General features: G+C 72.7%; 14 protein-coding genes. 2 read left to right on the top strand and 12 right to left on the bottom strand.

The genetic code is table 11. The annotated features are described in order from the left end of the window. Nucleotides 1–56 precede the first annotated feature (56 nt). The gene (locus ACFVGS_RS35000) at nucleotides 57–809 is read left to right on the top strand and encodes a DNA polymerase beta superfamily protein (RefSeq protein WP_385696287.1); all 753 of its coding nucleotides are present in this window, start codon (nucleotides 57–59) and stop codon (nucleotides 807–809) included. Between the two features lie 68 nt (nucleotides 810–877). Here ACFVGS_RS35000 and ACFVGS_RS34995 read toward each other — a convergent pair whose 3' ends face one another. The 12 genes from ACFVGS_RS34995 to ACFVGS_RS34940 all read right to left on the bottom strand — a co-directional run bounded on the left by ACFVGS_RS34995 (nucleotide 878) and on the right by ACFVGS_RS34940 (nucleotide 14842). Then, a complete protein-coding gene (locus ACFVGS_RS34995; RefSeq protein WP_385696284.1) occupies nucleotides 878–1879 on the bottom strand; it encodes an ADP-ribosylglycohydrolase family protein in 1002 nt (333 codons plus the stop codon). Continuing rightward, nucleotides 1876–2619, bottom strand: a complete 744-nt coding sequence (locus ACFVGS_RS34990) for an NUDIX domain-containing protein (protein WP_384423496.1) — start codon at nucleotides 2617–2619, stop codon at nucleotides 1876–1878. The genes ACFVGS_RS34995 and ACFVGS_RS34990 overlap by 4 nt, the downstream gene beginning before the upstream one ends. Further along, nucleotides 2616–3716: an AAA family ATPase gene (locus ACFVGS_RS34985; RefSeq protein ID WP_385696280.1), complete on the bottom strand. Its 1101-nt coding sequence runs from the start codon at nucleotides 3714–3716 to the stop codon at nucleotides 2616–2618. The genes ACFVGS_RS34990 and ACFVGS_RS34985 overlap by 4 nt, the downstream gene beginning before the upstream one ends. Nucleotides 3717–3994: 278 nt before the next feature. Then, nucleotides 3995–5116 carry a pseudouridine synthase gene (locus tag ACFVGS_RS34980; RefSeq protein WP_384423500.1) on the bottom strand — a complete coding sequence of 374 codons (1122 nt, stop codon included), beginning with the start codon at nucleotides 5114–5116 and terminating at the stop codon, nucleotides 3995–3997. Further along, nucleotides 5116–5670: an SMC-Scp complex subunit ScpB gene (gene scpB / locus ACFVGS_RS34975; protein ID WP_384423504.1), complete on the bottom strand. Its 555-nt coding sequence runs from the start codon at nucleotides 5668–5670 to the stop codon at nucleotides 5116–5118. The genes ACFVGS_RS34980 and scpB overlap by 1 nt, the downstream gene beginning before the upstream one ends. A 44-nt stretch (nucleotides 5671–5714) precedes the next feature. Continuing rightward, nucleotides 5715–6950 (bottom strand): segregation and condensation protein A, encoded by a 1236-nt coding sequence (locus ACFVGS_RS34970; protein WP_385696277.1) that lies wholly within the window; start codon nucleotides 6948–6950, stop codon nucleotides 5715–5717. Nucleotides 6951–6996: 46 nt separating this feature from the next. After that, the gene (locus ACFVGS_RS34965; protein WP_385696274.1) at nucleotides 6997–7527 is read right to left on the bottom strand and encodes a hypothetical protein; all 531 of its coding nucleotides are present in this window, start codon (nucleotides 7525–7527) and stop codon (nucleotides 6997–6999) included. Then, nucleotides 7512–8555, bottom strand: coding sequence for a ParA family protein (locus ACFVGS_RS34960; protein WP_309549591.1), 1044 nt, complete (start codon nucleotides 8553–8555; stop codon nucleotides 7512–7514). The genes ACFVGS_RS34965 and ACFVGS_RS34960 overlap by 16 nt, the downstream gene beginning before the upstream one ends. Before the next feature lie 431 nt (nucleotides 8556–8986). Next, nucleotides 8987–10102, bottom strand: coding sequence for an alanine dehydrogenase (gene ald, locus ACFVGS_RS34955; RefSeq protein WP_384422229.1), 1116 nt, complete (start codon nucleotides 10100–10102; stop codon nucleotides 8987–8989). A gap of 178 nt (nucleotides 10103–10280) precedes the next feature. Next, nucleotides 10281–12311 carry a tetratricopeptide repeat protein gene (locus ACFVGS_RS34950; protein ID WP_385696270.1) on the bottom strand — a complete coding sequence of 677 codons (2031 nt, stop codon included), beginning with the start codon at nucleotides 12309–12311 and terminating at the stop codon, nucleotides 10281–10283. Between the two features lie 171 nt (nucleotides 12312–12482). After that, entirely contained in the window at nucleotides 12483–13109 is a 627-nt protein-coding gene (locus tag ACFVGS_RS34945) for an NUDIX domain-containing protein (protein WP_384422233.1), read from the bottom strand. A gap of 74 nt (nucleotides 13110–13183) precedes the next feature. Continuing rightward, nucleotides 13184–14842 carry a CTP synthase gene (locus tag ACFVGS_RS34940; protein ID WP_384422267.1) on the bottom strand — a complete coding sequence of 553 codons (1659 nt, stop codon included), beginning with the start codon at nucleotides 14840–14842 and terminating at the stop codon, nucleotides 13184–13186. A 511-nt stretch (nucleotides 14843–15353) separates the two neighbouring features. Between ACFVGS_RS34940 and ACFVGS_RS34935 the strand changes: the two genes are divergently transcribed. Beyond that, the gene (locus tag ACFVGS_RS34935; protein ID WP_384422235.1) at nucleotides 15354–17156 is read left to right on the top strand and encodes a glycoside hydrolase family 15 protein; all 1803 of its coding nucleotides are present in this window, start codon (nucleotides 15354–15356) and stop codon (nucleotides 17154–17156) included. The last annotated feature ends 3 nt before the right edge of the window (nucleotides 17157–17159 follow it).

The raw sequence follows: 17159 nt of genomic DNA, 5'->3' as shown, positions 1-17159 counted from the left end.
GCGGATCAGGGCCGGACCCGGCCATGATCCGCCGGACAGGCCCTAGTCTGGCGCGCATGAATCCCGAGGAACTGGTGCGCGACCACACGATCTACTCCTGTGTGATGGGCTCGCGCGCGTTCGGCCTGGCGACCGAGGACAGCGACACCGACCGCCGGGGCGTGTACCTCGCCCCGACGCCGCTGTTCTGGCGCTTCGACAAGCCGCCGGCGCACGTGGAAGGCCCGGCCGACGAGCAGTTCAGCTGGGAGCTGGAACGCTTCTGCGAGCTGGCCCTGCGCAACAACCCGAACGTCCTGGAGTGCCTGCACTCTCCTATCGTCGAGCACGCCGACGCCACCGGCCGCGAACTGCTCTCGCTCCGCGACGCGTTCCTCTCGCGCCGCTCGCACACCACCTTCGTCCGCTACGCCGAGGGCCAGCGCCGCAAGCTGGAGGCCGACGTCCGCCAGTACGGCGCGCCCCGTTGGAAGCACGCGATGCACCTGCTGCGCCTGCTGACCAGCTGCCGGGACCTGCTGCGCAGCGGGGAGCTGCGGATCGACGTGAGCGAGGAGCGGGAGCGCCTGCTCGCGGTGAAGCGCGGCGAGGTGTCGTGGCCGGAGGTGGCGTCCTGGATGAACCGCCTCCAGGACGAGTCCGACCGCGCCCACTCCACCAGCCCCCTCCCCGACGCCCCGGACCAGCCCCGCGTCGAGGACTTCCTGACCCGCGCCCGCCGCGCCTCAGCCCTGCGCGAGCTCCCGCCGGGCCCGGGCGGGGAAGTCCTCCGGGACGGCGACGGCGCCGGCCTCGTCCGGCAGTCCTGACGCGGCCTGCGCGGCGTCGATCACCCCGCGCGGCCGCTCCGCCTCCGACCCGTGCGGCCGCTCGCGGTTCACGCGTCCCAGAACGCGCCGAAGGCCAGCAGTTCGTCCCGGTGCTCGATCCGTTCCACCCAGTCCGCCGGCCAGGCGTCCGCACCCAGGTGGGCGCCCGCGAAGGCGCCGGTGAGGGCGGCGATGGAATCGGAGTCGCCTCGGGTGCAGGCGGCGCGCCGGAGGGCGGTCAGGGGCTCGTCGGGGAAGAGCAGGAAGCAGAGCAGGGCGGTGGCGAGGGCCTCCTCGGCGATCCAGCCGTCGCCGGTGTACTCGCAGGGGTCGAGCTCCGGGTCCGCGGTGCGCTGGACGGCGTCCAGACGTTCCAGGACGGTCAGGCACTCGTCCCAGCCGCGCCGGATGAAGTGGGTGGCGCTGGGGTCCTGGGAGCGGGTCCACAGGTCGCCGAGCCAGCGCTCGTGGTAGCGGTCGCGGTTCTCGTACGCGTACGAGCGGAGCCGTCCGACGAGCCCTGTCGGGTCGACCCCCTGCGCGAGCAGCCACACGGCCCGCGCGGTGAGGTCGGAGGCGGCGAGGCCGGTGGGGTGGCCGTGGGTCAGGGCGGCCTGGAGCTGGGCGGCGCCGGCGGCGGAGTCCCCGTACTCGCGGAGCAGCCCGAGGGGCGCGACCCGCATGTTGGCGCCGCAGCCCTTGGAGCCGATCTGGCTGGCGTCCTGCCAGGGGCGGCTGGTCATGAGGAGAGCGCAGGCCGTCAGGCAGGTGCGGCCGGGGGCCCGGTTGTTCTCGGGAGAGCGGTACCAGTCGACGAACTCCTCGCGGAGCATGTCGGCGAACCTTTCCGGCCCGGCGACCCCGCGTTCCTCGCAGGCACGGACGGCCCGCGCCACGGAGAGGGTCATCTGGGTGTCGTCGGTGACCTTCGCGTCCTTGGGGAGCGCCAGTTCGCGCCAGGGCCCGTACCAGCGGATGATCATCGGTACGTCGCTGAACTCGGTACGTCGGCCCAGCGCGTCCCCCAGCGCCAGCCCGATCAACGAGCCGGTCGCGGCCTGCTTCGTCATTCTTCCGTCCGTCCTTCCGGTCGCAGCAGCGGCGGGTGCAGGGCCGTGGCCTCGCCCGCCCGGTAGAGAGCGGCCGGTTTCCCCCGTCCGCCGGTGCGGCGCGGCGGGCCTTCGACGGGCCGGACGAAGCCGGGCGTCGCGAGGACCTTGCGCCGGAAGTTGGGGCGGTCGAGCGCGACGCCCCAGACCGTCTCGTACACCTGCCGCAGCTCGCCGAGGGTGAACTCGGCCGGGCAGAAGGCGGTGGCGAGACACGTGTACTCGAGCTTGGCGCCGACCCGTTCGCGGGCGTCGGCGAGGATCCGGTCGTGGTCGAAGGCCAGATGACCGGCTTCCTCGTACGGCAGCCAGCGGGCCTGCGCCGCGTCGCCGCCGCCGCGCGGCTCGGGCAGGTCGGGGACGAGCGCGGTGAACGCGACGGAGACCACCCGCATCCGGGGGTCGCGGCCGGGGTCGCTGTAGGTGCGCAGCTGCTCCAGGTGGAGCCGGGCCGCGGTGTCGCCGGACAGGCCGGTCTCCTCGGCGAGTTCGCGGCGCGCGGCCTGCTCGGCGGACTCGTCGGGCAGCACGAAGCCGCCGGGCAGCGCCCAGGTCCCGGCGTACGGCTCCTGGCCGCGTTCGACGAGCAGGACGTGCAGGCGGCCCTCCCGGACGGTGAGGACGGCGAGGTCGGCGGTGAGGGCGAAGGGCTCGAAGGCGTGCTTGTCGTAGCCCTCGACGCCCGGGGAGGCGCTGGTCATCGGTGCTCCGGCAGGGGGTCGGTGAAGTGCCGGGCCTCGGCGAGCAGCGCGTCGACGGCGGCGACGGCCGTCGCGAGGCGCTCCTCGTGCGGGCCGGTGAGGACGACGGTGCGGCGGCCGGTGTGGGCGAGCTGGGTGAGGAGGCGCGCGGTCATCCAGGGCCGCAGGTGCTCCTCGTCGGGCTCCCCGTCGTCCGGGAGGGGCACGCCTCGGTGGTCGGTGAGCAGCCAGAGGTGCTGCCGGCCGCGGGCGGCTATCTCGCCGGTGCCGGGGCTGCTGGTGCCCATGTACCGCTCGTGCCGGATGGTGGTGGCGAAGGCGTCGGCGTCGCAGAAGAGGACGGGCGAGCCGTCACGGGCGGCCTCCTCCTCCAGTTCGGCCTGGCGCAGGGCGATGACGGGGAAGTCGGCGGAGTGGAAGGCGACGTCGGACCGGCCTGCGCCGGGCCGTTCGGCGCGGAGCTCGGCGAGCTTGAGCTCGCCGTACGTGTGTCCGTAGTCGGGGACGTAGCGGGTGCGGGCCCAGACGCCGCCGCGCCGCCGGTAGTGGTCGGCGAGGGCGCGCGCCATGGTGGTGGCTCCGGTGGACCCGGCGCCGAGTATGACGACCCGTCGGGTGAGCGCGGCCCGCACCGGCGCCTCGAGGTCGTCCCAGAAGGCGACCGGGTCGGCGCGGACGGCCGCGCTGGAGACGGGGTGGCGGGTCCGGTCGGGCTCGACGCGGACGCACGCGGCGCCGAGGCGGCGGGCGAGCTCCTCGCCGTACGGCGTGGACGTGAAGACGGCGTCGACGGGTTCGGGCACGGCGGCCCGGACGGCCGCCGTGTGGGCCTCCCACGCGTCGGGGTCCGTCGGGCCCGGAGCGTGGAGGTCGCCGGGTGCGTCGTCGACGGTGCCGAGGACCAGCGCGTCGGGGTGGATCTCGCGCATCCAGGCGACGCGGTCGGCGAGCGACGGGGATTCGGCGGCGGCGCCGGAGGCGCGGACGAGGACGGTGAGCCGCTCGCACCGCTCGCGCGCGGTGCGGACGAGGTGGTGGTGGCCGGCGTGCGGCGGACGGAACCTGCCGAGGACGAGGCCGTGCCCGTAGCGCTTCACGCCCGCCCCTCCCGTTCCCGGCCCGCTCCCCCGCGGTTCCCCACCGCCCCCGCCGCGGGCGGGATGCCGAAGCCTGGTCCACCCCCGTGGGTCCAGGTCCGCCGGCCGCGCGCGGCAAGGGCGGTGGGGAAGTTCGTGGGACTCATGGCCGCCTCCTTGAGCCTTTAAGAGTCACCTTGACTATAAATGGCGGCGGGGCTCGACCACAAGTACGAAAAAGGCCCGTGACCGCCGGGCGGGCGGTCACGGGCCTTGCGTGGAGCGGGGAGCCGGTACGGCTACAGGCCGACTTCCTTCATCAGCATGCCGACCTCGGTGTTGCTGAGCCGGCGCAGCCAGCCCGACTTCTGGTCGCCCAGGGTGATCGGGCCGAAGGCGGTGCGGACCAGCTTCTCCACCGGGAAGCCCGCCTCGGCGAGCATGCGGCGCACGATGTGCTTGCGGCCCTCGTGGAGCACGACCTCGACCAGGTAGTTCTTGCCGGTCTGCTCGACGACGCGGAAGTGGTCGGCGCGCGCGTAGCCGTCCTCCAGCTGGATGCCCTCCTTGAGCCGCTTGCCGACCTCGCGGGGCAGCGGGCCGGTGATGGCGGCCAGGTAGGTCTTCTTCACGCCGTACTTGGGGTGGGTGAGACGGTGGGCCAGCTCGCCGTGGTTGGTGAGCAGGATGATGCCCTCGGTCTCGGTGTCGAGCCGGCCGACGTGGAAGAGCCGCGTCTCGCGGTTGGTGACGTAGTCGCCGAGGCACTGCCGGCCGTCGGGGTCCTCCATGGTGGAGACGACACCGGCGGGCTTGTTCAGCGCGAAGAACTGGTACGACTGGGTCGCCACGGTCAGGCCGTCGACCTTGATCTCGTCCTTCTCCGGGTCGACGCGCAGGCCCTGCTCGAGGACGATCTCGCCGTTGACCTCGACGCGCGCCTGCTCGACCAGCTCCTCGCAGGCGCGGCGCGAGCCGTAGCCGGCGCGGGCCAGCACCTTCTGCAGGCGCTCGCCCTCCTGCTCGGCGCCCGGGAAGGTCTTCGGGGTCTTGATCTGGGGCTTGTTCGCGTACCGCTCGCGGTTGCGCTCCTCCGCCCGGGCGTCGTACTCGCGCGAGCGCGCCGGGGCGGTGCGGCCGCCGCCGCGCTTCGGGGACTGCTTGGGACCGCCCTTGGCGCCGCCTCGGGCGGCCTCGCCACGGCCGCGCTTCGGGCCGTCGGAGGGACGGCCGGCGAGACCGTCCACGTCGTAGGAGCGCTCCTCGGGACGGGGCCGGCGCGGGCGGCCGGCGCTCTGGCCGCCCTGACCGCCCCGGTCGTCGCGGCTGTTCCCCGCGCCCCTGTAGTTGCCGCGGCCGCCGCTCTTGGCACCACGGCTCCCGCCGTTGCTTCCGCTGTTCCTGCCGCTGCTGCTTCGCATCAAACTTCCGTCGTCTTGTCGTCGGCATCCGGGTCGAACGACGGAACGCCTTCCAGGGAGTCCGGCTCGACCGCCTCCGCCTCGGGGAGGAAGGGCGCGAGTTCCGGAAGCTCGTCCAGGCCGCGCAGGCCCATCCGCTCCAGGAAGTAGTTCGTCGTCCTGTACAGGATCGCACCTGTTTCGGGTTCCGCGCCCGCCTCCTCCACCAGACCGCGCTGGAGGAGGGTGCGCATGACCCCGTCGCAGTTCACTCCCCGTACGGCGGAGACGCGGGAACGGCTGACCGGCTGGCGGTACGCGACGACGGCGAGGGTCTCCAGGGCCGCCTGGGTGAGCCGGGCCTGCTGGCCGTCCAGGACGAAGGCCTCGACGGCCGGGGCGTACTCGGGGCGGGTGTAGTAGCGCCAGCCGCCGGCGACCAGGCGCAGCTCGAAGCCGCGGCCCTGCGCGGCGTACTCGTCGGCGAGCTCGCGCAGCGCGTCGCCGACCTCGCGCGGGGTCCGGTCGAGGACCTTGGCGAGGTGGGCCTCGGTGACGGGCTCGTCGACGACCATCAGGACGGCTTCGAGGGCGGGCTTGATCGCGGGCCCGGGATCGTTCACGTGGCGTCCTCCTGGTCGAATTCGTCGGTGACGGCCCCGGACGGGTCCGCCTCCCCACCGGTCCAGGACACGGTGAGGTCGCCGAGGGCGGTCTCCTGGTCGAGGGCGACGGCCTTCTCGCGGTAGAGCTCCAGCAGGGCGAGGAAGCGGGCGACGACGGTCAGGGTGTCGTCGACGCCGGTGACGAGCTCCCGGAACGTGGCCGTGCCCTTCTCCCTCAGCAGCGCGACGACCACGGCGGCCTGCTCGCGGACGCTGACGAGCGGGGCGTGGATGTGGTCGACGTACACCTCCGGCCTGGCCTTGGGCTGCATGGCCTTCACGGCGAGCCGGGCGAAGCCCTCCGCGCCGATGGAGATGACGACCTCGGGCAGCAGCTCGGCGTGCTGCGGCTCGAGGCCGACGGTGCGCGGGTGGCGCCGCCCCTCGGCCTCCCACCGCTCGCCGAAGATGTCGGCGATCTGCTTGTACGCGCGGTACTGCAGCAGTCGCGCGAACAGCAGGTCCCGCGCCTCGAGCAGCGCGAGATCCGCCTCGTCCTCGACCTCGGCGGCCGGCAGCAGCCGCGCCGCCTTCAGGTCGAGCAGGGTGGCGGCGACGACCAGGAACTCGGTCGTCTGGTCGAGGTCCCAGTCGGGCCCCATGGCGCGGATGTGCGCCATGAACTCGTCGGTCACCTTGGACAGGGCGACCTCGGTGACGTCCAGCTTGTGCTTGGCGATCAGCTGCAGCAGCAGATCGAACGGCCCCTCGAAGTTCGCGAGCCGCACGGTGAACCGCCCGTCCCCGGCCTCGCCCGGCCCTTCCGCCGGCGACGCCGGGGAGGGAGCGGGAGCCGGCTCGGACGGGGCCGGGGCCGGCTCGGACGGAGCCGGGGCGGCCGGCGCAGGCGGGGCCGGCTCGGACGGGACCGGAGCCGGCTCGGACGGAGCCGCGGCCGGAGACGGCCCGGTCGAAGCCGGGGCCGGGTCGGACGGGACCGGCAGCGGAGGCGGCTCGGAGGGGGCCGGAGCCGCCGGAACCGGGGCCGGCGGCGGCCCGGAGGGAGCCGGGGCGGCCGGCGCAGGCGGGGCCGGCTCGGACCGGACCGGCAGCGGAGGCGGCTCGGGCGAGGCCGGCTCGGGCGGGGTCTGCGGGGCGGGGGCGGTCGACGGTGACGTGCCCGGCCCCCGCCCCAGGGCGCGACGGCGCGCCGGGCGGGACGTTTCGCCAGAGGGAGGGGCAGGGGGCATCGGAGGGTCCTGGTGGAGCGGAGGTGCGGCAGCCCGCAGGCTACCGTCAGCGGCCGCGCAGGCGGCGCACGAGGATGCTCGCGTCGCCGCGGGACTCCAGGTCCGCGAGGACCACCGCGACCGCCTCACGGACGATCCGGCCGCGGTCGACCGCGAGGCCGTGCTCGCCGCGCAGCACCAGTCGCGCGTGCTCCAGGTCCATCAGCTCCTCGGCGGAGACGTAGACCGTGATCTTCTCGTCGTGGCGCTCGCGCCCGCTCGGGCGCCGGCTGGCGGTGCGGCCGCGCCGACGGGCCGCGTTCGCGGCGGGCGCGGCCGCCGCCTTGGCCGCCGCGGACGCGGGAGCGGGCGCGGACGGTGCGGCGGGCTCCGCCGTCCGGGCGCGCGGCTCCGCCGCCTCCGTGTCCGCGGCCGCGTGCTCCGCGGGGCCCTCCGCCGCCGCGTTCGCGGCCGCCGCCGAGTCGCTCTCGCCCGCCGGTGCCGGTACGGTCCGGCGCGGCGAGGAGGCCTGGAGCGCCATCCCCCCGGTCGTACGGAACAGTTCGTCGGCGCCGGGCAGACTCACTCGGCGTGACACCGGGCGAGCACCTCCCTGGCGAGCTGACGGTAGGCGGCGGCGCCCACGCTGTTCGAGGCGTACGTGGTGATGGGCTCGCCGGCGACCGTGGTCTCCGGGAAGCGCACGGTCCGGCCGATCACCGTGTGGTAGACGTGGTCGTCGAAGGCCTCGACGACGCGCGCGAGCACCTCGCGCGAGTGCACCGTCCGCGAGTCGTACATCGTGGCGAGGATGCCGTCGAGCTCCAGCTCGGGGTTGAGCCGCTCCTGGACCTTCTCGATGGTCTCGGTCAGCAGGGCGACGCCGCGCAGCGCGAAGAACTCGCATTCCAGCGGCACGATGACCTTGTGAGCGGCCGTCAGGGCGTTCACGGTCAGCAGGCCGAGCGAGGGCTGACAGTCGATCACGATGTAGTCGTAGTCGTTCATCAGCGGCTTCAGCGCCCGCTGCAGCGTGGACTCGCGCGCGACCTCGGAGACCAGCTGCACCTCCGCGGCCGAGAGGTCGATGTTGCTCGGCAGCAGGTCCATGTTGGGCACGGCCGTCTTGAGCAGCACCTCGTCCGCCGACATGCCCCGCTCCATGAGCAGGTTGTAGACGGTGAGGTCGAGCTCCATCGGGTTCACGCCGAGGCCGACCGACAGGGCGCCCTGCGGGTCGAAGTCGACGAGCAGCACCCGTCGTCCGTACTCCGCGAGCGCGGCGCCCAGGTTGATGGTCGACGTGGTCTTGCCGACGCCGCCCTTCTGGTTGCACATCGCGATGATCTTCGCCGGGCCGTGGTCGGTCAGCGGGCCCGGGATCGGGAAGTACGGCAGGGGCCGTCCGGTGGGGCCGATCCGCTCGCGGCGCTGCCGGGCAGCGTCGGGTGCGAGGGTGGCCGCGTACTCCGGGTCGGGCTCGTACTCGGCGTCAGGGTCGTAGAAGTGCCCCTCGGGCACCTCGTCGTAGGCGGCGAAGTGGGTGGACTCTCGGCCCATCTCGTTGCCGGCCGTGGCGTTCACGTGTAGGCCGTCCGTCATCTTCATCGTATGGGCTGTCGTCATGGGCTGGTGCGTCGCGAAGGTCCGCACCGCGACGGAGCCGATCGGGGCCCCTGGCTCGCCACCCTCGGGAGTAAATGTCGACTCATTCACAAGTCGTCTTACCTCCTTGGATGTGGTCAGGAACATTTATCGATAGGTCAGCGTGGCACCATGCCGACGGTTGGCGACTCTATGGCGTGTCACCGGTCCGCAGCAACACAATCCGCCGGACCCGGCCCGATGTGTCGGCAACCGAACACCCCGCTGTCAAGGGTGCGCAGGCAGGGAACCGCACGTTTCAGGGCTGCGCGAAACGGTTAAAGAGTTACGTTCGAGGCGAGTTGACCGAGCGTCGGAACGTGGCCGGACACACATCGGGCCGGACCTTGCTCGACAAGGTCCGGCCCGGTGCGCGAGGTTGACGGTGAGGGTTGACCCTCCGTCCCCGTAGGTCAGCCCAGGAGGCTGCTCAGCTCGACGTGGTCGTAGCCGTGCGCCTCGGCGACCTCCTTGTAAACCACCTTGCCGTCATGGGTGTTGAGACCCTTGGCGAGGGCGGCGTCACGGCGCAGCGCCTCGGCCCAGCCGTTGTTCGCCAGCGACACGATGTAGGGCAGCGTGGCGTTGGTGAGGGCGTAGGTGGAGGTGTTCGGGACCGCGCCCGGCATGTTGGCGACGCAGTAGAAGACCGAGTTGTGGACCTGGAAGGTCGGCTCGGCGTGGGTGGTCGGGTGGGAGTCCTCGAAGCAGCCGCCCTGGTCGATGGCAATGTCGACAAGGACACTTCCGGGCTTCATCTTGGCGACGAGCTCGTTGGTGACCAGCTTCGGGGCCTTGGCTCCCGGGATGAGGACGGCGCCGACGACGAGGTCGGCCTCGATGACGGCCTTCTCCAGCTCGAAGGCGTTGGAGACGATCGTCTTGACCTTCGTGCCGAAGATCTTGTCGGCCTCGCGGAGCTTGTTGATGTCCCTGTCGAGCAGGGTCACGTGGAAGCCCAGGCCGATGGCGATCTGCACGGCGTTCCAGCCGGAGACGCCGCCGCCGATGACGACGCACTCGCCGGCGTGGGTGCCGGGGACGCCGCCCGGGAGCACGCCGCGGCCGCCGGCCGAGCGCATCAGGTGGTAGGCGCCGACCTGCGGGGCCAGGCGGCCCGCGACCTCGGACATCGGGGCGAGCAGCGGGAGCGCGCGGTTCGCGGTCTCGACGGTCTCGTACGCGATGGCGGTGGTGCCGGACTCCAGGAGGGCGTCCGTGCACTCCTTGGAGGCGGCGAGGTGCAGGTAGGTGAAGAGCGTCTGGTCCTTGCGGAGGCGGTGGTACTCCTCCGCGATCGGCTCCTTGACCTTGAGCAGCAGGTCGGCCGTGGCCCAGACCTCGTCGGCGGTGGGGAGGATCTCGGCGCCGGCGGCGACGTACTCCTCGTCCGTGATCGAGGAGCCGACACCGGCGTTCTGCTCGATGAAGACCTGGTGACCGTTGCGGACGAGCTCGTGGACACCGGCAGGGGTGATGGCCACGCGGAACTCGTTGTTCTTGACCTCGCGGGGGATGCCGACCTTCATCGTCGATCACGGTCCTTGTATCGGGGGGACAACTGGGGGTGCAGTGGCGCGTCAGAGCCAAAAGGTGTGACAAAGCCATTCATACCCGGATGCACTGCGGCGCACCGGGGCAGACCACGTTCGAACGCGGCGCGACCAGTCTAATGAAGGAGTTCCCGCTGTCTAGCCTTTCAAAGTATTAATCTTCACCGGAACCACTGCGGATTTCGTAGGCGGAGGACTCGGTTCCCAACAGTCTCTCCGCCGCGGACCTGTGCAGCCGGGCCGCCGCCGGGTCACCGAGCCGGTCGAGGGTGTCGGCCAGCCTCAGCTGCAGCGCGGCCTGGAGCCGCTCGTCCTTCGCGCGGCGCGCCCACTCCACCGCTTCCTCGCAGGTCCGCAGCGACTCCTCGGGCCGGCCGGCGTACTCCTGGACCCGGGCCGCCTCGCTCAACGCCCGTGCGTAGCCGGGGAGATCGGCGAGCCGCCGGTAGCCCGCGGCGGCGGCGCGCCAGTTGCGCAGCGCCTCCCCGTACCGTCCGGCATAGGTGTGCACCGCGCCGAGCCGGCCGTACAGCCGGGCCTGGTCCGCGCGCTCGTCGCGGGCGAGCCGCTGGGCGAGGGCGCGGCCGTACCAGTCGCCGGCCCGCTGCCAGTCCCCCAGCTCCTGATAGCTGCCACCTACGGATTCCATTGCGCGACCGGTGGCGTACGGGTCATTTGCTTTGCGTCCGGCATCCAAAGCCGACCGATATCGCAGCAGGGCCTCCTGGGTGCGTCCGGTCCGGGCATCCAGGTCGGCCAGGTTCAGCAGGGCCGCGGCCTGCTCCCGGTACAGCCCGCGCCGCTCGGCGACGTCCAGGACCAGCCGGTGCAGCCCGTAGAGGTCGGGCGCGGCGGCCTCGGCGCCCCGATGGGCGGCGAGCGCCCGGACGAGCGCCGCGATCAGCCGGCGGGCCAGGGTGTCGAGCTCCCCGTCGGCGACCGCGAGCCGGGCCGCCGCGAGCAGCACGGGCCGGCGGCTGTCCAGCCACGCTCGGGCGGTCGCCGTGTTCGGGAAGCGCAGGGCGCGGGGCAGCCCGGCGAGCTTGCGGCGGGCCGGTGAGCCCTCGGCCTCCGTGACGGCGCGGCTGGACTGCAGCAGCCGCACCGTCCGCTCCAGCATCCGGGCCCGGGCCAGCTGCACCTCGGCCGGCCGGTCGTGCTCCGCGAGCTCGGCCCGCAGCAGCGGCACCAGGTGCCCGGGGACCTCGTACTGCCCCTCTCCTGACCGCCCGTCCCGGCCGGGGATCTCCCGTACGAGACCGAGTGCGGCGAAGTCGGCGAGGGTGGTCGCGGCGGCGGACACCGAGCAGCCGGCCAGGGCGGAGGCGGTGTGGGCGTCGGCACGGCCCAGCGGGGCCAGGCTCAGGTGTCGCAGTATCCGGGCGGCCGGCTGCGGCAGCGACTCGTGGACCAGGGCGAAGGCCCGCGCGACCGGGTCGCCGGTGAGGCCGCGCAGCCGCTTGGTGAGATCGGCGACCGAGGCCTTGGGGCGCGCGGCGAGCCAGCCGCCGGCCAGCACCAGGGCGCCGGGCAGTCCGCCGCACTCCTCGGCCAGGCTCTCGGCGGCCTGCGGGTCGACGGTGACGCGGACGGAGCCGGTGTAGACGGTGAGCAGTTCGATGGCCGACTTGGGGTCGAGACCGCCGACCGTGCAGGGCCGGACGTCCGGGATGCCGGTGAGCGGGCCGCGCGCCACGCCCACGACCAGGCTGTCGGGGTTGTCGGGCAGCAGCGAGTCGACCTGTTCGGCGTCGACGGCGTCGTCGAGCAGCAGCAGCGCCCTGCGCCCGTCGAAGGCGCCGCGGACCAGGGCGGTGAGTTCGTCTTCGGCGGCGCCGGGCGGCTCGGCGACGCCGAGCGCGGCGAGGAGCTCCTGGGCGGCGCGGGCGGTGGGGACGGGTTCGCCGCCGGGCTCGGTGAGCCGCGCCCGGAACACGCCGTCGGGATAGTCGGCGGCGAGCCGGCCGACCAGCTCCTCGGCGAGCGCGGTCCGCCCCGAGCCGGGCTTGCCCGCGATGAGCAGGACCCGGGCGCGGGGCGCCTTGCGGCCGGTCAGGGTGTCGAGCCCGGTGCGTTCGATGTCGGCCCGCAGTGCCTTCAGCTCCCGCTGGCGACCGTAGAACTGCGAGGCGCCGGCCTCCCCCGGACGCCGTCCGGGGGCACCCCCAACCGCCTGATCCGTCACGGGCCACGCTCCCGTCCACCTGCGCACGACCATCCCGCGGGGGCTCCTCACGGGCGATGTCGAGCGTAGTTCAGGGCACGAGCCGGACCCGGCGGAGCGCGGCGGACACATCCCCCGATCGGATCAGCAGATGTTCAGACCGGCCGTCCGCACCCGTCCGCCGCGTCTGCCCTACGCCACGAAGGGCCGGGCCGGCCAGGGCGCGTCCGCCGGGCGCAGGGCGTCCACGCCGTCGCCGGCGCGGGCGGCCACCAGCGAGAGCACGCCGACGACCAGGCAGTTGTTGTGCAGCTCGCCGGCCAGGACACCGCGGACGAGCTCGTCCAGCGGCACCCGGGAGAGCTCCATGTCGGCCTCCTCCTCGGCGACCTCGAAGCGCTCGCCCTCCGCCTCGGACAGGTCGCGGGCCAGGAAGATCCGCACGGCCTCGTCGCAGCCGCCGGGCGTGGTGTAGACGTCGGTCAGCACCCGCCAGTCCTCGGCCTTGACGTGCGCCTCCTCGTACAGCTCGCGCTGCGCGGCGTGCAGCGGGTTCTCGCCGGGCACGTCGAGCAGGCCGGCCGGGATCTCCCACAGCTTCTGCCGCACCGGGTGCCGGTACTGCTTGAGCAGCACGACCCGGTCCTGGGCGTCGAGGGCGAGGACGGCGACCGAGCCGGGGTGGACCTGGTAGTCGCGGCGGACGACCGCGCCGTCCGGCATGACCACGTCGTCCGTGCGGACACTCGTCTTGTTGCCCGTGAAGGGGGTGGCGGTGGCGACGACCCGCCACTCCTCGGGGGTGTCCTGCACCTGCATCGGTAGTCCTCTCGTACGAAAGCCGGGGTACGGGTCCACAGGACCCGTACCCCGGCAACGTTAACGCCAGTGATCTACTGCGCGGACTGGCCGGTCTTGCGCTCGACGGCCGCCTTCACGAGGCCCGCGAACAGCGGGTGCGGGCGGGTCGGGCGGGACTTGAGCTCCGGGTGCGCCTGGGTGGCGACCAGGTAGGGGTGGACGTCCTTCGGGTACTCGACGAACTCGACGAGCTTGTTGTCCGGGGAGGTGCCGGAGAAGACCAGACCGGCCTTCTTCTCCAGCTCCGCGCGGTAGGCGTTGTTCACCTCGTAGCGGTGGCGGTGGCGCTCCTCGACGTACGGCTCGCCGGCATAGGTCTCGCGGACCACCGAGCCCTCGGCGAGCTTCGCCGGGTAGAGGCCCAGGCGCATCGTTCCGCCCAGGTCGCCGGCGCCCTCGACGTAGGCCAGCTGCTCCTCCATCGTCGAGACGACGGGGTGCGCGGTGGCCGGGTCGAACTCGGTGGAGTTGGCCTCGGGGATGTCGGCCAGGTTGCGGGCGGCCTCGATCACGATGCACTGGAGGCCGAGGCAGATGCCGAGCAGCGGCACCTTGTTCTCGCGGGCGTAGCGGATGGCGCCGACCTTGCCGGCCACGCCGCGGTCGCCGAAGCCGCCGGGGATCAGGACGGCGTCGCAGTCGCCGAGCTGCTTCTCGGCGCCGGCCTCGGTCTTGCAGTCGTCGGAGGTGACCCACTTGACCTTGACCCGGGCCTTGTTGGCGAAGCCGCCGGCCCGCATGGCCTCGGTGACCGACAGGTAGGCGTCGGGCAGGTCGATGTACTTGCCGACGAGCGCGACGGTGACCTCGTGCTCCGGGTTGTGGACGCGGTCCAGGAGGTCCTCCCAGACGGTCCAGTCCACGTCGCGGAACGGCAGGTCGAGCTTGCGGACGACATAGGCGTCCAGGCCCTCGGAGTGCAGGACCTTCGGGATGTCGTAGATCGACTTGGCGTCGATGGCGGCGACGACCGCGGCCTCGTCGACGTCGCACATCAGCGAGATCTTGCGCTTGATGGCGGTCGGGACCTCGCGGTCGGCGCGCAGCACGATGGCGTCGGGCTGGATGCCGATGTTGCGCAGGGCGGCGACGGAGTGCTGGGTCGGCTTGGTCTTCAGCTCGCCGGAGGGGCCGATGTAGGGCAGCAGCGAGATGTGCACGACGAAGACGTTGTCGCGGCCGACCTCGTGGCGGACCTGGCGGACGGTCTCCAGGAACGGCAGCGACTCGATGTCGCCGACGGTGCCGCCGACCTCGGTGATGACGACGTCGACGTCGTCGGTGGCCATGCGGCGGATGCGCGACTTGATCTCGTTGGTGATGTGCGGGATGACCTGGACGGTGTCGCCGAGGTACTCGCCGCGCCGCTCCTTGGCGATGACCTGGGAGTAGACCTGGCCGGTGGTGACGTTGGCCGAGCCGTCGAGGTCGACGTCGAGGAAGCGCTCGTAGTGGCCGATGTCCAGGTCGGTCTCGGCGCCGTCGTTCGTGACGAAGACCTCACCGTGCTGGAACGGGTTCATCGTGCCGGGGTCGACGTTCAGGTACGGGTCGAGCTTCTGCATCGTGACCCGCAGGCCCCGGGCCTTCAGGAGCGCACCCAGGCTGGAGGCGGTCAGGCCCTTGCCGAGGGAGGAGGCGACACCCCCGGTGACGAAGATGTGCTTGGTCGTCGTGGTGTTGGGCGGCATCGCCAAGAGGGGGCTCCCGTGGTCGCGTTCTGGAAGTGCGTTCCGGCGTCCCCTCCGGAAGAATCGGGGGGTGCCGTCGCTGCGGTTTCGGGGTCCTCGGCTGTCGCCGTTTCCCACCGGTCCACGGGGTACCAGGGTATCAGCGACATCCGGAGACCGCTTCCGGCCACACGGGGCAGTCGGGTGCATACGGTCGGCGACACGCCGTGACCGGAGCGGGCGCCTCCGGCACCATGGGTGGGGGCACAGCCGTGGCCCGGGCCGGGTCAAGACCTGCTCACCCGAACGGCGCAAGGGCGTTACAAGATCGGCGCCGCCGGTCACTAGGGTGGGCGTCGTATCCTGCTCGGACATGCGCTGCCGAGCCGGACCGGCACGGCACCACCCCCGCCTGTCAGCCGGACCAAGAGCTCGTCAACGATCCCTTGACCCGCTGACCTGTAGGAATCGCCCTCCGGGGCGAAAAACGCCCCGCGGGGCGGACGTGGCCGTTCGATCTGGAGTGAAGCACGTGGCCGGGCGCATCGAGGATTACGCACTCATCGGAGACATGCAGACCGCTGCCCTGGTCTGCCGGGACGGCAGTGTCGACTGGCTCTGCCTGCCCCGCTTCGATTCGCACGCAGTCTTCGCGGGACTGCTCGGCACCGAGGAGCACGGCTTCTGGCGGGTCGGCCCGGCCGGCCCGGAGGGCGCCCCTGCGGCCCCCGCCGACCGGCGCCGCTACCGCGGCGACTCGCTCATCCTGGAGTCCGAGTGGGACACCCCGCGCGGCACGGTCCGGGTGACCGACTTCATGCCGCCGCGTGACGGCGCCCCGCAGCTGATCCGGGTGGTCGAGGGCGTCAGCGGCCGGGTGCCGATGCGCTCCAGCCTGCGCATGCGCTTCAGCTACGGCCGGGTGGTGCCCTGGGTGCACAAGGTCGGCGAGCGCACGGTGGCCGTCGCGGGGCCCGACTCCGTGTGGCTGGACACCGACGTGGAGACCCACGGCAAGGACCTCACCACGTACTCCGAGTTCACCGTCACGCCCGGCGACAGGATCACCTTCACCCTGTCCTGGCAGCCCTCGCACAAGGAGCCGCCGCCGCTGCCGGACCCGGAGGGCTCGCTGGAGGCGACCGCCGACTTCTGGCGCGAGTGGGTCGAGCACTGCACGTACCACGGCCCGTACCGGGAGGCGGTGGTCCGCTCCCTGATCACCCTCAAGGCGCTCACGTACGCGCCGACCGGCGGGATCGTGGCCGCGCCGACCACCTCCCTGCCCGAGGAGATCGGCGGCGTCCGCAACTGGGACTACCGCTACACGTGGCTGCGGGACGCGGCGATCACCCTCTCCTCGATGCTGCGCACCGGCTATCGCGAGGAGGCCCGCGCCTGGCGGGACTGGCTGCTGCGCGCGGTCGCGGGCGACCCGGAGAACCTGCAGATCATGTACGGCATCGCGGGCGAGCGCGAGCTCGGCGAGGCGGAGCTGGACTGGCTGCCGGGGTACGAGAACTCCGGCCCGGTCCGGGTCGGCAACGGCGCCGCCAACCAGCTCCAGCTGGACGTGTACGGCGAGGTCACCGAGGCCCTGCACCTGGCGCACATGACGGGCCTGTCCCGCAACGACTACGCCTCGCTGCTGCAGATCAAGCTGATCAACTACCTGGAGAAGAACTGGGACCAGCCCGACGAGGGCATCTGGGAGGTGCGCGGCCCGCGCCGGCACTTCACCCACTCCAAAGTGATGGCCTGGGTGGCGGTGGACCGCACGATCAAGCTCATCGAGTCCGGTGACGCGGACGGGCCGCTGGAGCGCTGGCGCGAGCTGCGCGACGAGATCCACCGGGACGTCTGCGAGAAGGGCTACGACCCGGAGCGCAACACCTTCACGCAGTCCTACGGCTCGCGGGAGCTGGACGCCTCGCTGCTGCTGATCCCGCAGATGGGCTTCCTGCCGCCGGACGACAAGCGGGTGATCGGCACCATCGAGGCGATCCAGCGGGAGCTGTCCACGGAGGACGGCTTCGTGCTGCGCTACCCGACCGCCGGCGAGGAGGCGGGCGTGGACGGCCTGGAGGGCGACGAGGGCGCGTTCCTCGCCTGTTCGTTCTGGCTCGCCGACGACCTGGCGATGATCGGCCGGGTCGACGAGGCCCGCAAGCTGTTCGAGCGGCTGCTCTCGCTCCGCAACGACCTGGGGCTGCTCGCCGAGGAGTGGGACCCGCGGGCCCAGCGCCAGGTGGGCAACTTCCCGCAGGCCTTCAGCCACGTCCCGCTGATCGACACGGCCCTGCGGCTCACCGCCTCGGGCGCGTACGGAGGCTGACGC

Source organism: Streptomyces sp. NPDC127114, assembly GCF_042677525.1.
In the GTDB taxonomy this organism is placed as follows: Bacteria; Actinomycetota; Actinomycetes; order Streptomycetales; family Streptomycetaceae; genus Streptomyces.
Note: the sequence above shows the minus strand (reverse complement) of the source record. Positions and strands in the feature narration are given on the sequence as shown.

Coding starts and splice junctions, on each gene's coding strand:
- ACFVGS_RS34940 (WP_384422267.1), bottom strand. CDS start 14,842: ATGCCGCCCAACACCACGACGACCAAGCACATCTTCGTCACCGGGGGT.
- scpB (WP_384423504.1), bottom strand. CDS start 5,670: ATGGTCGTCGACGAGCCCGTCACCGAGGCCCACCTCGCCAAGGTCCTC.
- ACFVGS_RS34995 (WP_385696284.1), bottom strand. CDS start 1,879: ATGACGAAGCAGGCCGCGACCGGCTCGTTGATCGGGCTGGCGCTGGGG.
- ACFVGS_RS34945 (WP_384422233.1), bottom strand. CDS start 13,109: ATGCAGGTGCAGGACACCCCCGAGGAGTGGCGGGTCGTCGCCACCGCC.
- ACFVGS_RS34980 (WP_384423500.1), bottom strand. CDS start 5,116: ATGCGAAGCAGCAGCGGCAGGAACAGCGGAAGCAACGGCGGGAGCCGT.
- ACFVGS_RS34970 (WP_385696277.1), bottom strand. CDS start 6,950: ATGCCCCCTGCCCCTCCCTCTGGCGAAACGTCCCGCCCGGCGCGCCGT.
- ACFVGS_RS34990 (WP_384423496.1), bottom strand. CDS start 2,619: ATGACCAGCGCCTCCCCGGGCGTCGAGGGCTACGACAAGCACGCCTTC.
- ACFVGS_RS34960 (WP_309549591.1), bottom strand. CDS start 8,555: ATGACGACAGCCCATACGATGAAGATGACGGACGGCCTACACGTGAAC.
- ald (WP_384422229.1), bottom strand. CDS start 10,102: ATGAAGGTCGGCATCCCCCGCGAGGTCAAGAACAACGAGTTCCGCGTG.
- ACFVGS_RS35000 (WP_385696287.1), top strand. CDS start 57: ATGAATCCCGAGGAACTGGTGCGCGACCACACGATCTACTCCTGTGTG.